This window comes from Lysinibacillus canaveralius, from assembly GCF_047301505.1.
Lineage (GTDB): Bacteria > Bacillota > Bacilli > Bacillales_A > Planococcaceae > Lysinibacillus_B.
The window spans coordinates 2,017,936-2,031,457 of record NZ_CP154840.1; the positions used below are offsets into that span (position 1 = coordinate 2,017,936).

Annotated in this window: 10 protein-coding genes; 9 read left to right on the forward strand and 1 reads right to left on the reverse strand. The window is 44.7% G+C overall.

Going from position 1 to position 13,522, the window contains the following annotated elements; genetic code table 11:
• Positions 1-25: 25 nt before the first annotated feature.
• Complete coding sequence (locus tag AA0Y26_RS10190; RefSeq protein WP_413367516.1) at positions 26-568, reverse strand: cysteine hydrolase family protein; 543 nt, start codon at positions 566-568, stop codon at positions 26-28.
• A 406-nt stretch (positions 569-974) separates the two neighbouring features.
• Here AA0Y26_RS10190 and AA0Y26_RS10195 point away from each other — a divergent pair, with 406 nt between their 5' ends.
• The 9 genes from AA0Y26_RS10195 to leuC all read left to right on the forward strand — a co-directional run bounded on the left by AA0Y26_RS10195 (position 975) and on the right by leuC (position 13,518).
• Positions 975-2,147, forward strand: a complete 1,173-nt coding sequence (locus AA0Y26_RS10195) for an alanine racemase (protein ID WP_413367518.1) — start codon at positions 975-977, stop codon at positions 2,145-2,147.
• Positions 2,135-3,454 (forward strand): D-arabinono-1,4-lactone oxidase, encoded by a 1,320-nt coding sequence (locus tag AA0Y26_RS10200; protein ID WP_413367520.1) that lies wholly within the window; start codon positions 2,135-2,137, stop codon positions 3,452-3,454. Before AA0Y26_RS10195 ends, AA0Y26_RS10200 begins: the two co-directional genes overlap by 13 nt.
• 299 nt (positions 3,455-3,753) lie before the next feature.
• A complete protein-coding gene (gene ilvD / locus AA0Y26_RS10205) occupies positions 3,754-5,424 on the forward strand; it encodes a dihydroxy-acid dehydratase (protein WP_413367522.1) in 1,671 nt (556 codons plus the stop codon).
• A gap of 469 nt (positions 5,425-5,893) precedes the next feature.
• Positions 5,894-7,648 (forward strand): biosynthetic-type acetolactate synthase large subunit, encoded by a 1,755-nt coding sequence (gene ilvB, locus AA0Y26_RS10210; RefSeq protein ID WP_413367523.1) that lies wholly within the window; start codon positions 5,894-5,896, stop codon positions 7,646-7,648.
• Positions 7,645-8,160 (forward strand): acetolactate synthase small subunit, encoded by a 516-nt coding sequence (ilvN, locus tag AA0Y26_RS10215; RefSeq protein ID WP_413367525.1) that lies wholly within the window; start codon positions 7,645-7,647, stop codon positions 8,158-8,160. The genes ilvB and ilvN overlap by 4 nt, the downstream gene beginning before the upstream one ends.
• 149 nt (positions 8,161-8,309) lie before the next feature.
• Complete coding sequence (gene ilvC / locus AA0Y26_RS10220; protein ID WP_413367527.1) at positions 8,310-9,323, forward strand: ketol-acid reductoisomerase; 1,014 nt, start codon at positions 8,310-8,312, stop codon at positions 9,321-9,323.
• Positions 9,323-10,867, forward strand: a complete 1,545-nt coding sequence (locus AA0Y26_RS10225; RefSeq protein ID WP_413367529.1) for a 2-isopropylmalate synthase — start codon at positions 9,323-9,325, stop codon at positions 10,865-10,867. Before ilvC ends, AA0Y26_RS10225 begins: the two co-directional genes overlap by 1 nt.
• Before the next feature lie 128 nt (positions 10,868-10,995).
• Positions 10,996-12,096, forward strand: coding sequence for a 3-isopropylmalate dehydrogenase (gene leuB / locus AA0Y26_RS10230; protein WP_413367531.1), 1,101 nt, complete (start codon positions 10,996-10,998; stop codon positions 12,094-12,096).
• Positions 12,097-12,111: 15 nt separating this feature from the next.
• The gene (gene leuC, locus AA0Y26_RS10235; RefSeq protein WP_413367533.1) at positions 12,112-13,518 is read left to right on the forward strand and encodes a 3-isopropylmalate dehydratase large subunit; all 1,407 of its coding nucleotides are present in this window, start codon (positions 12,112-12,114) and stop codon (positions 13,516-13,518) included.
• Positions 13,519-13,522 lie beyond the last annotated feature (4 nt).

Below are 13,522 nucleotides of genomic sequence, written 5' to 3' on the forward strand. Positions count from 1 at the left end.
ATTGAAATACAATATGCCAAAAGGTTTAAATTACTTCAGCGCCAAGCGTTCCGGTAAAATGTCCAAGTGCCCAATCATGGCCTGCCTGATTGAAGCTCGCTACTCCGTCTTTATAGATTGAAAGGGTATAGCCGAGGTTGTAGGCATCCACTGCAGTATGCAGCACGCAAATATCTGTACATACACCGACAAGCGCAATATTTTTAATTCCTCGTTCTTGGAGCAGTTGGTGGAGATTTGTTCCCGCAAAAGCGGAATAACGAGTTTTATCTAACGATAGACAGCGGTCTGCATGTTTTTCGTAACTATTCTTTACAGAGCCGTACAATTCTCGACCCGCTGTTCCAGCAATATTATGCGGCGGAAACAACTTCGTTTCAGGATGGAACGGATCGCCTTCGAAATGAATGTCATTGGTGAAAACGACAAGCTCCTCAGCGGCTATATATTCTTCGATGAGCGAAGAAATTTTTTGAGCGATTTGCTGACCCGGTTTGCCGCATGTCAATTTCCCATCATCCGCAACAAAATCATACGTATAATCAATAACGATCAAAGCTTTTTTCATAATATTCGCCTCCTTAATAGTATGTACATATTATGCCAGTTGTATAGGCTGAAAAATAAAAATAAAAATATTCAAAAAATTTTGTAAAATGATGAGTCTTGCATTATAATAATCTCAAACGACAATGAGAGGGTGGGCATCATGGATACAGAATACATGAAAAAGGTTGATAAGCAGGGACTTTTATTTGTTATATTGCATACCATCATCTTATTAAATTTTGCATTCGAATTTTTACTTATCACCTAGCAGCAATGCTAGGGTTTTTTTATGCGACCAATTCATAGAATTGGAGGATTGCACGAGGCTAACGAGCTGCCTGCCCGAAAGAGGGAATGTGCTGGTGCGCGCATGATTATACTTCATAGACAGGTACTTTAAATCAGTTTTTTAGGAGGGAATGAATATGCAAACATTTCATGAAGCATTTGCCGGGTTAGAAAGGCCTTTTGCCTGGGTTGATATGGATGCGCTTGATGCAAATATTGAGTTTGTCGCTGCAAAAGCGAAAAAGCCCATCCGGATTGCTACTAAATCGATCCGTTCCATTCAGCTTCTTCGCTACATAGCCGAGCGTCTGCCGAAAACAGCCGGCTTTATGACCTATTCGGCAGCGGAAACGGTTTTTCTGCTTGAGCAGGGCTTCAATCATTTGCTCATTGGCTATCCGGTCATGGAGGAACACGCTGTAAAAAGGCTGCTCTTTCAAATTAAAGCCGGCAAGGATGTTACCTTTATGGTCGATCATATGGAACAAATAGAATTTTTAGAGAGTATGGCTTCAGGTATGGATGTTACGGTACCGATCTGTATCGATGTGAATGTCTCCGATAATTACGGAGTGCTGTATTTTGGTACGAAACGATCTCCGCTGGATAGCTTTGAACGAGTGGCCAATCTTTTATATGCCATCTCAGACAGAAAGGTTGAAGTCCGTGGGGTTATGACCTATGAAGCGCAAGTCGCCGGTGTACCTGACTTGCCGGATGAAACCATACTTTCCCGCTTAAAAAGTAGAGTGATCAGTCAATTAAAAAAGAGATCCATTGAGCAGATTGAACAGACGCATGACGATATCGTATCTATTATCCGACACTTGGAAGCGCCTATTTTAATCAATGCAGGCGGTTCAGGCAGCATTGAATCTACCAACCTATTAGAAGTTACGGAAATGACGATAGGTTCTGCTTTTCTCGCACCTGCATTATTTGACCGCTATCATTCTCTATCATTGCAAAAAGCAAGTGGTTTTGCGCTGGCGGTTGTCAGGCAATTTGACGAGGAGACATTTGTTTGCCACGGAGGTGGTTATGTTGCTTCAGGTGCTCCGGGAATAGACAGGCTTCCTGCTTTTTATGAGGAAGGGCGTTTTCGCTATTTATCATTAGAAGGAGCAGGAGAGGTACAAACACCGATTGTCGACAGTAAAAAAGCGCTGCATATAGGCGAGACGGTATATTTCAGGCATGCCAAAGCTGGGGAATTATGCGAGCGCTTTCCGGTCCTTCATGCGGTACGAAGAGGCGTTCATATAGGCACGTATTCAACATATCGAGGTGATGGACAATGTTTTCTATGAAAAACTTTGCGAAAGGAAAGTCATGGACGAACTGGTCAGAAAGTTTTGTCAGCTATCCAGCCTATTATGCACCAACATCGGCCGAACAAATAAGCGATATCATAAAAGGACATCAGAAGAAAGGGATGACCATTCGAACGACAGGAGCCGCCCATTCCTTCAGCCCAGTAGCATTACCAGAACATTCGGCTCTTTCTCTTCATCACCTGCGAGGATTGCAGTCGGTCGATTTAGAAAAAATGGAAGCAACTTTTTATGCAGGCACGTATCTGTATGAAATTGGGCCGCTGCTGGAGGCGTATGGACTTGCCGTAATTAATATGGGCGATATTGATGTCCAAAGTCTTGCAGGTGTCATTTCGACAGGAACACATGGAACAGGCGTGACGCTTGGGTCCTTTTCGTCCATGGCTGTAAAGTGGACTTTTATTGACGGAAAGGGAGAAATGATTACCCATGAGCGAGGGAATGACGACCTTTCCGATGCGCTCCATCTCTCATTAGGGTTACTTGGGGTACTGGTGGCTGTGACAATTCGTGTCTTGCCGCTGTATAGCCTGGCATATACGGCTGCAAGGGAAGACTTCACGACGTCACTCCTAAACTTTAGACAAGAGATCCGCAGCAATCGACATGTTGAATGGTATTACTTCCCAGGTTCAGACAGGATCCAAGTAAAAAGGATGAACATGGCGCCTGTCACTTATGCCTCAGACAAGGAACGGAAAAAAGAACAGCGAAAACTGGAGTTAATCGAAAATCGTTTATTTGAAGGAGTATCAAAACTTTGCAGGTGGAAGCCGGATTGGAGCGGGGCGGTGAGCATGCTCTCTTCCCGTATGATTACCGAAGGAAAGAAAACAGATATTTGCTACAAAGTATATCCCACTTCACGCCGCGTAAAGTTTACGGAAACTGAATATGCGATTCCGCTCGAACATTTCGAAGCATGTATGGAAGAAATTCACGAGGTGATGAAAAAGAGGACCTTTCCTGTTCATTTTCCGATTGAGTGCAGGACGACAATGGGAGAGCGTGGTTTTTTAAGTCCTACCATGGGACGGGAAAGCGCCTTTTTAGCCTTCCATATGTATAAGGGGATGGACGATACAGCATATTTCCGGTGGGTGTTTGAGTTAATGAAAAAGTATGATGGCAGAGCCCATTGGGGGAAAATCAACTGCTATGATGAAACAGACATCACCATGTTCTATCCTGACGCTGAAAAATTTAATGAAATACGGCAATTATTTGACCCGGGAAATATTTTTATGACGCACTATTTTAAACATATTTTTCATAGTTAAGAACTAGACTCTGAACGGAAAATAGAAAAGAAGGGGCTTTTCAAAAAAAATGTCCAAATTTCAAAAATTTAACCAAACGAGCTAAAACGAAACAATATCAATGAAGAAAGCGTTTTCTCTAAAAAAGGAATGTTTTGAATTGTTTAAAAATTTAAAAATTAGTGTTGACGAGTATCTTCATTTCGTACTATGATAGCAACAATTTAACACGTTCGTTCTTACAAGCGAACGTCAATATGTAAGTAATGATGGATAAAAAATCATCCATCTGAAAGAGATAGACGTGAGGGGCGTTCTAAATGAGAAGTGATATGATTAAGCTAGGGGTAGACCGAGCTCCTCACCGTAGTCTTTTATATGCTACGGGAAAAGTGAAGGCGAAAGATCTAGATAAGCCTTTCATCGGTGTATGTAACTCATATATTGATATTATTCCGGGACATGTACACCTGCGGCAATTCGCAGATGTCGTAAAGGAAGCCATCATCGAAGCTGGAGGAATTCCATTCGAGTTCAACACAATTGGAGTTGATGATGGAATTGCGATGGGACATATCGGCATGCGCTATTCACTGCCATCACGTGAAATCATTGCAGATGCGGCAGAGACAGTCATCAATGCGCACTGGTTTGACGGCGTGTTCTACATTCCGAACTGTGACAAAATCACACCAGGAATGCTGATGGCGGCTGCCCGTACAAATGTACCGTCTGTCTTTGTATCAGGCGGACCGATGGAGGCAGGGACTTCATCGACAGGCAAGCAGCTTTCCTTAACAAGTGTTTTTGAAGGTGTCGGTGCTTTAAAATCAGGCAAAATGACGGCAGAAGAGCTGCATGACATCGAGCATAATGCATGTCCTACATGCGGCTCGTGTTCCGGGATGTTTACTGCAAACTCCATGAACTGTCTAATGGAAATGTTGGGCGTAGCGCTTCCGGGTAACGGTACAATCGTTGCGACAAGTGATGAGCGCCATCGTTTGATTAAAAAAGCGGCCAAACATTTAGTCCGTATGATTAAAGAGGACATCAAACCTCGCGATATTATTACAAAAGAAGCGATTGACGATGCATTTGCACTTGATATGGCAATGGGTGGATCGACGAATACTGTTCTCCATACATTAGCGATTGCAAATGAAGCGGAAATCGAATATAACATTGAAGACATTAATAAAGTAGCGGAAAGAGTGCCGTATTTAGCCAAAATTATGCCGGCATCGGATATTTCGATGGATGACATAGAAAAGGCCGGGGGCGTATCATCCATTATCAATGAGTTAACAAAGATTCCGGGAGCCATCCATCCGGAGCGGCAGACAATTGCCGGCGTTTCAATGGGTGAATTAGTGAAAGATTATCATATTAAGAATGATCAAGTGATTCGAACGAAAGATAATCCATACTCACCAGTTGGTGGTTTATCCGTGTTATTCGGTAACATCGCACCAGAAGGATCAGTTATTAAAGTAGGAGCGGTTGACCCATCGATCAAAGTATTTACCGGTGAGGCAATTGTGTTTGATTCTCAGGAAGAAGCACAGACAGCTATTGATGAAGGCAAAGTTCGCGAAGGGCATGTTGTGGTCATTCGTTATGAAGGGCCAAAAGGCGGTCCAGGCATGCCGGAGATGCTGGCACCAACATCAGCGATTCAAGGGCGCGGGCTCGGTACAAAAGTAGCGCTGATTACGGATGGACGCTTTTCAGGTGCATCCCGCGGGATTTCCATCGGCCATATTTCACCGGAAGCGGCAGAGGGCGGCCCGATCGCTCTTGTTGAAAACGGGGATTCTATCACGATTGATCTGCCAAACCGTACAATCAATCTAGAAGTTTCTGAGGAGATTTTATCGGAAAGACGTACAAAATTAACACCATTTGAACCGAAAATTAAACGCGGCTGGTTGGCTCGTTACTCTAAGCTAGTAACAAATGCCTCTCAGGGCGGCGTGATGAAAATATAATAATTTGAAAACGTTGATGAGGTTAAAGGGAGCAGAGACTTACATCTACCAGAGAGCCGGTACTGCTGGAAGCCGGTGATGTAACTGAACCCGACATCCCCTCGGAGTGGGCTATTAAACGCTTTATGCCATTAGATAGCCCCGGGCATATAATCAGTGCTCGTTATTAATGAATAGTAAGTCTATCTTAGTTGCACGCATAATTATCGGAAGATTCCGAAAATATGGCGGAGATAGATCATCAACACTGTTCATGAGGCAGCCAATTGTGCTGTGAATAAGGGTGGTACCATGAAAAGTCTTTTTCATCCCTACGTAAGAGGTGTTCTTTTGCGTGCGGAGAAAAAGGCTTTTTCTTTTTATAAATTTACCTGAGTTGACATGAGTAAAGTGTTTCAAGTTTCCACTACCCTTGATAGATGGGCGGATGGAATTTCCATAATCAGTTTAGTAAGGAGGAGTAAACGAAATGTCGAACGTTTCAGCAAAAGAGTTGCAACAACAAGAAATGTCACAACAAGAAGAAGTAAAAAAACCTAAAGATGGTGCTGATATCTTGGTGCAGGCACTGCATGATCAAGGTGTTGACATTATTTTCGGTTATCCGGGTGGAGCGGTTCTCCAAATATATGATGCAATGTACCGGAATCCAATCCGGCATATCCTGACACGGCACGAGCAAGGAGCAATCCATGCTGCTGAAGGGTATGCGAGAGTAACGAATAAGCCTGGGGTTATCATTGCGACAAGTGGACCAGGTGCTACGAATTTAGTAACAGGTATTGCAGATGCAATGATTGATTCTCTGCCGCTTGTAATTTTCACAGGGCAGGTAGCAACGTCGGTCATCGGTACAGATGCCTTCCAAGAAGCTGACATTATGGGAATTACAACACCAATTACAAAGCACAACTATCAAGTACAGGATGTGCGGGACATTCCGCGCATTGTACAGGAAGCTTTCCATATCGCCAATACAGGACGGAAAGGACCTGTTGTTATCGACTTCCCGAAAAATGTTTCGCAAACATTATTTACGGAAGGGGATATGCCGGAGACGCCAGAAGAAATTTACCTTCCGGGCTATCAACCGAACTGCAAGCCGAACTTTTTGCAAATCCAAAAGGCAATTCAAGCGCTCACTTTAGCGAAAAAACCATTAGTACTGGCAGGTGCAGGGGTATTATTCGCCGAAGCGCAAGAAGAATTAACTGAATTTGTAGAAAAATATAAACTGCCAATCATCAATACATTGCTTGGCCTTGGCAGCATCCATGGCAGCCATGAACTCTTCTACGGAATGGCTGGTATGCACGGGACAGTGACAGCAAATGATGCCATTACAAAATGTGACCTTCTGATTAATATCGGGGCACGCTTCGACGATCGTCTGACAGGCAACCTGGCTACGTTTGCACCAAATGCAACGATTGTCCATATTGATATCGACCCAGCCGAGATCGGCAAGAATGTTCCGACGGATATTCCGATTGTTGCAGATGCGAAGGAAGCGTTGAATGCATTGCTGAAAAAAGACTTTGAAGGGCCGGATACATCAGCTTGGATCGATTATCTCAATGCTCAAGATAGGGAGTTCCCATTATGGTACGACGAAGATCCGCACGAAATCATGCCGCAGCAGGCACTGAAAGCCATCCATCGTATTACAAATGGAGATGCCATTGTTACAACAGACGTTGGGCAGCACCAAATGTTCGCGGCACAGTACTACGGTCTGAATAACTCCCATAGTTGGGTGACATCCGGCGGTCTTGGGACGATGGGCTTCGGTTTCCCAGCAGCAATCGGAGCGCAGTTTGCGAAGCCGGATAAAAAAGTCATTTCGATTTGCGGAGATGCCGGATTCCAAATGACAGCTCAGGAGCTTTCTTTATTGAAGGAATTTAACCTTCCGGTAAAAATCGTCATCCTGAACAACAGCTGTCTTGGCATGGTTCGCCAGTGGCAGGAAACATTCTATGAAGAACGTTATTCTTCTTCGTTAATGCCAATCCAGCCTGACTTCGTTAAACTGGCTGACGCTTACGGCATCAAAGGCTATTTAATCGAAAAACCGGAAGAATTAGAAGATACACTGACAGAAGCTATCCTTTCTGACGAGCCGGTGCTGATCGACCTTCGTATTAAACAGTTAACAAGCGTTTATCCGATGGTAGCACCAGGCAAGGGATTACATGAAATGATCGGGGTGAAAAAGCTGTGAAACGAGTAATTACAGTTATCGTGATTAATCAAAGCGGTGTGTTGAACCGCGTAACAGGCTTGCTGATGAAACGTCAATTCAACATTGAATCGATTACTGTAGGACATACAGAGCAGCCGAACTTCTCGAAAATGACGTTTGTCGTACACGTGGAAGATGAGAGCAAAATTGAACAGCTCATTAAGCAATTATCGAAACAGATTGACGTACTGAAGGTAAACGATATTACAGACAAATCCATCGTACTTCGTGAGCTTGCATTAGTGAAAGTCATTTCGCCGCCGAATACCCGGCTCGAAATGAACGCGATCGTGGAACCATTCAGACCGCAGATTATCGATACAGCTAAAAATGTAGTGACTTATCAAGTGGTAGGACATCCAGAAAAAATCGATGCATTCATCGAGCTGATTCGTCCATACGGTATTAAAGAGTTAACACGTACAGGAGCTACAGCCTCTGTGCGTGAAACGCAAAAGTCTGAGCAGCCATTGCTATCAATCTTAAAATGATCAAATAGCTTGCGATGTTACAAGACAAATGCTGCGTCGTCCGTCGTGCTATTCGCCGCTGATGACCGGCTTCAAAGAGAGAGAACTGGAAGGACTAGATCTTTCCGTTTCAAATATAAAATATAAAGAAACCTTAGGAGGCTATTAAAATGGCAACAATGTTTTATGAAAACCAAATCAACGATCAAGTATTAAGAGGGAAAAAAATCGCAATCATCGGGTACGGCTCACAAGGCCACGCACACGCTTTAAACTTAAAAGAATCAGGTTTTGACGTAGTAGTAGGTGTTCGCCCAGGGAAATCATTCGATCAGGCTCGTGAAGATGGAGTAACAGTTATGTCGGTTGCAGATGCAGCTGCTAGTGCAGATGTTATCCAAATCCTGCTTCCGGATGAGCGTCAAAAAGCAGTATATGAGGCAGAAATCCTTCCGCATCTTACTGAAGGAAAAGCGTTAATGTTCGCGCATGGCTTCAACGTACACTTTGGTCAAATCACACCACCGGAAAACGTTGACGTATTCCTAGTAGCACCAAAGGGACCTGGTCATTTAGTACGCCGCCAATTCCAGCAAGGTGCAGGCGTTCCCGGACTATTTGCGATCCATCAAGATGCAACAGGTCAAGCACGCGACTTGGCACTGGCTTATGGAAAAGGAATCGGTTCAGCACGCGGCGGCTTACTTGAAACGACATTTGCAGAAGAGACAGTAACAGACCTATTTGGTGAGCAGGCAGTACTTTGCGGCGGTGCAACAGCTTTAGTAAAAGCTGGTTTTGAAACATTAGTGGAAGCGGGCTACCAGCCAGAGCTTGCTTACTTCGAAACATTACACGAACTGAAATTAATTGTTGACCTAATGTTTGAAGGCGGTATGGAAACAATGCGCTACTCGGTTTCAGACACAGCAGAATGGGGCGACTATGTATCAGGACCACGCATCATCGACGATTCAGTTAAGGCACGCATGAAAGATGTACTTACTGATATCCAAGACGGTACATTCGCAAACGACTGGATCAACGAAAATGAAACGAACCGCCCGCGCTACACGAAATATAAAGAAGATGGTGCCAACCACCAAATCGAAGAAGTTGGTAAAAAACTTCGTTCAATGATGCCGTTCATCAACGAAGGCAAAGAGAAAGTAGTGGTGAAATAGTGCGGAAAATCGATATTTTTGATACGACACTACGTGATGGAGAGCAGTCGGCCGGTATTAATTTAAATACAGCAGAAAAAATCGAAATCGCAAAACAGCTGGAGCGTCTAGGTGTCACAATTATTGAAGCAGGGTTTCCTGCTTCAAGCCCCGGCGATTTCGAGGCAGTGCATCAGATTGCCAAAACTGTGAAGAATTCGATTGTTACCGGTCTTGCACGTGCAGTAAAAAGCGACATCGATGCAGTATGGGATGCAGTGCGGGTTGCTGAGCAGCCGCACGTTCACACATTCATCGCTACTAGTCCGATCCATATGGAATATAAGCTGAAAAAGTCACCTGATCAAGTAGTAGAACAGGCTGTCGAAGCTGTTAAATACGCGAAGCAGAAATTCTCGTTAGTAGAATTCTCTTGTGAAGATGGGTTCCGTTCAGACCGTGAGTTCCTTGTCCGCATCATTAGCGAGGCGATTAAAGCAGGTGCTACAACAATCAACGTACCAGATACAGTAGGATATGCTTCACCTGAAGAATATGGTGCATTGTTCCGCTTCCTAAAAGAAAATTGCATCGGCGCAGATCGTGTGAAATTCTCTGCTCACTGTCATGACGATTTGGGAATGGCGGTAGCCAACTCAATTGCCGCGATTCAAAATGGCGCAGATCAGGTGGAATGTACGATTAACGGAATCGGTGAACGTGCAGGTAACGCAGCGCTAGAGGAAATTGGGGTCGCGTTACACATCCGCAAAGACATTTACCAAGTGGAAACGGGTTTGAATTTAAAAGAAATCAAACGATCTTCCCAGCTGGTCAGCCGTCTGACAGGTGTTGTCATCCAGCCGAACAAAGCAGTCGTCGGTAAAAACGCATTTGCCCATGAATCGGGCATTCACCAGGATGGCGTACTGAAAAATCCGGAAACGTATGAAATTATTTCACCGGCGTTAGTAGGGGAAGGCGAAGTGCCGCTCGTATTAGGAAAACACTCGGGCCGTGCAGCTTTCCGCGACCGTGCAATAAAAATGGGCTTCGAATTAACAGAGGAAAAGCTGAACAAAGCATTCCAGGAATTCAAAAAGCTTGCTGACCGCAAGAAAGAAGTAACAGAGGAAGACTTAGTAACACTGCTGACAGAGCAGCAAGTATCATTCGAGGATGTAGCATTATTCGAATTAAAGAGCGTCCAAGTGCAGTACGGAACAGAAAATATTCCGACTGCCACTGTATCGGTGATTACGCCGGAAGGGGACCTAAAGATGCTGGCTTCTACAGGCTCGGGTTCAGTAGAGGCGATCTTCAATACGCTTGAGCAGCTTGTAAACGGTACAGTGAATATTCTTGACTACCGTGTGACATCTGTCGGCAAAGGCCGTGATGCTTTAGGGGAAGCGGTCATCAATTTAAGCTATAACGGCTATCAGGTGACAGGCCGGGACGCGGCACAGGACGTCTTGGAAGCTTCTGCAAAAGCCTACTTGAATGCAGTCAATCGTCAATTAATCCAACAAAGTATTCGTGTTCGTCAGCCGATCATCAATTAAGTGCGGGCGCCATCAAGCGTATTGTTTGATGGCGTTTCTCTAAACGGCTTTATGGACAAAGAAAGAGCCATGAACTGGCTCGGTGCTCTTTTAATAACGCGAATTTGCGAGAAGGAAAGGTGTTTTAAATGGAAAAGAAAATTACAGTTTTGCCTGGAGACGGCATTGGACCTGAAGTAGTTGCTTCAGCGGTAAAAGTATTGCAAGTGATTGGCAAACGATACAATCATACATTCCATCTTGGCTATGCAGCGATTGGCGGCGCGGCGATCGACCAATTTAATAATCCATTACCGGATGAAACTATTGCTATGTGTGAGGAAAGTGATGCTGTGCTATTAGGTGCAGTAGGTGGGCCGAAATGGGATAATAATCCACCAGAGTTACGTCCTGAAAAAGGCTTATTAAAGATCCGTAAGCATTTTGATTTATTCGCGAACCTCCGTCCTGTCAAAGCGTTACCTAGCCTGCTCGCATCTTCTCCATTAAAACGTGAAGTCGCAGAAAATGTTGATTTGATGATTGTCCGTGAATTGACAGGGGGTATCTACTTCGGAGAGCCGCGCAAGAAGACGAACGAGGCAGCTGTTGATACATGTGTATATTCCCGTGCAGAGATCGAGCGCATTGTCGATAATGCCTTTGAGCTGGCTCGCCTGCGCCGCGGTAAGCTGTGTTCGGTTGATAAAGCAAATGTGCTTGATACATCACGTTTATGGCGTGAAGTCGTAGAGGAGAAAAAATGCCAATACCCGGATGTAGAAGTGGAACATAATTTGGTTGATTCAGTGGCAATGAAATTGATTACAAATCCAGGTCACTATGACGTCGTTGTAACAGAGAATATGTTCGGCGATATCTTGAGCGACGAAGCGTCCGTTATTACAGGCTCACTTGGTGTATTGCCTTCAGCGTCTATTCGCGGTGATCAGTTCGGTCTATACGAGCCCGTACATGGTTCAGCTCCGGAAATCGCTGGGCAAGGTGTGGCAAATCCAGCAGCGACGATTTTGTCTGTTGCGATGATGCTTCAATACTCATTTGGCTTGAAAGAAGAAGCAGCTGAAATCGAGCGTGCGGTCAATGCTGTATTCGAAGATGGCTGCTACACTGCGGACTTGGCGCGTGCACACGATCGTGTACTGACAACAGATGAATGGACAGATAAAGTCATAAACGAAATCGATGCAAGCTTCGTTTCTGACAGCATTATGATTTCATATAATTAAGGATTGGTGAAGAAAATGGGGAAAAATATAATCGAAAAAATTTGGGAGCAGCATGTCGTATATCATGAAGAGGGCAAGCCGGATTTACTGTATATCGATCTTCATTTAATTCATGAAGTAACGAGTCCACAGGCGTTTGAGGGGCTTCGCCTGGCCGGCCGTAAAGTACGCCGTACGGACCTTTGCTTTGCAACGATGGATCATAATGTACCGACAAAAAACCTTCCGACAATCAACGATCCGATTGCGAAAAAGCAGATTACAACACTCGCAGATAACGCGAAGGAATTTGATGTCCAGCTGGCTGATATAGGTCATCCAGACCAAGGAATCGTTCATGTGATCGGTCCGGAGCTTGGATTGACACAGCCTGGTAAAACAATCGTATGCGGTGACTCACATACATCAACACACGGTGCATTTGGAGCGCTGGCTTTTGGAATTGGTACGTCCGAAGTAGAACACGTACTGAGCACACAAACGCTTTGGCAAACAAAACCGCCGACAATGGAAATCCGTGTCAACGGAAAACTGGGCGTTGGCGTAGCAGCGAAGGATATTATTTTAGCGATCATTGCCAAATGGGGTATCGGGGTCGGTACAGGACATATCGTCGAATATACGGGAGAAGCAATTCGTGCGCTATCGATGGAGGAACGGATGACAGTCTGTAACATGTCCGTGGAAGCAGGCGCAAAAGCAGGGCTGATCTCTCCTGACGAAAAAACAGTGGAATTCCTTCGTGGACGACGCTTTGCACCGCAAAAGCAATTTGAAGAGGCTGCACAGTACTGGTTAAGCCTTGCATCAGACGCTGATTGTGCGTATGACGTTGTATTGGAAATCGATGCAGAGGAAATCGAACCAATCGTTACATGGGGAACAAATCCTGCAATGGGCGTTGGCGTATCGAAAACAGTACCAACGAAAACGAATTATGACAATGAAGCAGACCGTGGGGCATTAGAAAAGGCGCTAAAATACATGGACCTTAAAGAAGGTCAAAAGATTACGGATATCGAAATCCAGCATGTGTTTATTGGTTCTTGCACGAATTCACGTATTTCGGATCTTCGTACAGCAGCAGAAATTGTACGCGGCCGAAAATTGGCACCGGGTGTAAAAGGAATCGTTGTACCAGGTTCATGGTCAACGAAAAAGGAAGCGGAAAAGGAAGGCCTGCATCAAATATTCCTGGAGGCAGGTTTTGAATGGCGCGAGTCAGGATGTTCCGCATGTCTTGGGATGAATGAAGATGTGATTCCATCTGGCGAACGCTGTGCATCAACGTCCAACCGAAACTTTGAAGGCCGTCAAGGAGCTGGCGCACGTACACACTTAGTATCACCGGCAATGGCAGCCGCTGCAGCCATCCACGGCCGTTTTGTAGACGTTCGTGAATTTGCAAAGCAACAAGCGTAAGGGA

Coding starts and splice junctions, on each gene's coding strand:
- AA0Y26_RS10190 (WP_413367516.1), bottom strand. CDS start 568: ATGAAAAAAGCTTTGATCGTTATTGATTATACGTATGATTTTGTTGCG.
- AA0Y26_RS10195 (WP_413367518.1), top strand. CDS start 975: ATGCAAACATTTCATGAAGCATTTGCCGGGTTAGAAAGGCCTTTTGCC.
- AA0Y26_RS10200 (WP_413367520.1), top strand. CDS start 2,135: ATGTTTTCTATGAAAAACTTTGCGAAAGGAAAGTCATGGACGAACTGG.
- ilvD (WP_413367522.1), top strand. CDS start 3,754: ATGAGAAGTGATATGATTAAGCTAGGGGTAGACCGAGCTCCTCACCGT.
- ilvB (WP_413367523.1), top strand. CDS start 5,894: ATGTCGAACGTTTCAGCAAAAGAGTTGCAACAACAAGAAATGTCACAA.
- ilvC (WP_413367527.1), top strand. CDS start 8,310: ATGGCAACAATGTTTTATGAAAACCAAATCAACGATCAAGTATTAAGA.
- leuB (WP_413367531.1), top strand. CDS start 10,996: ATGGAAAAGAAAATTACAGTTTTGCCTGGAGACGGCATTGGACCTGAA.
- leuC (WP_413367533.1), top strand. CDS start 12,112: ATGGGGAAAAATATAATCGAAAAAATTTGGGAGCAGCATGTCGTATAT.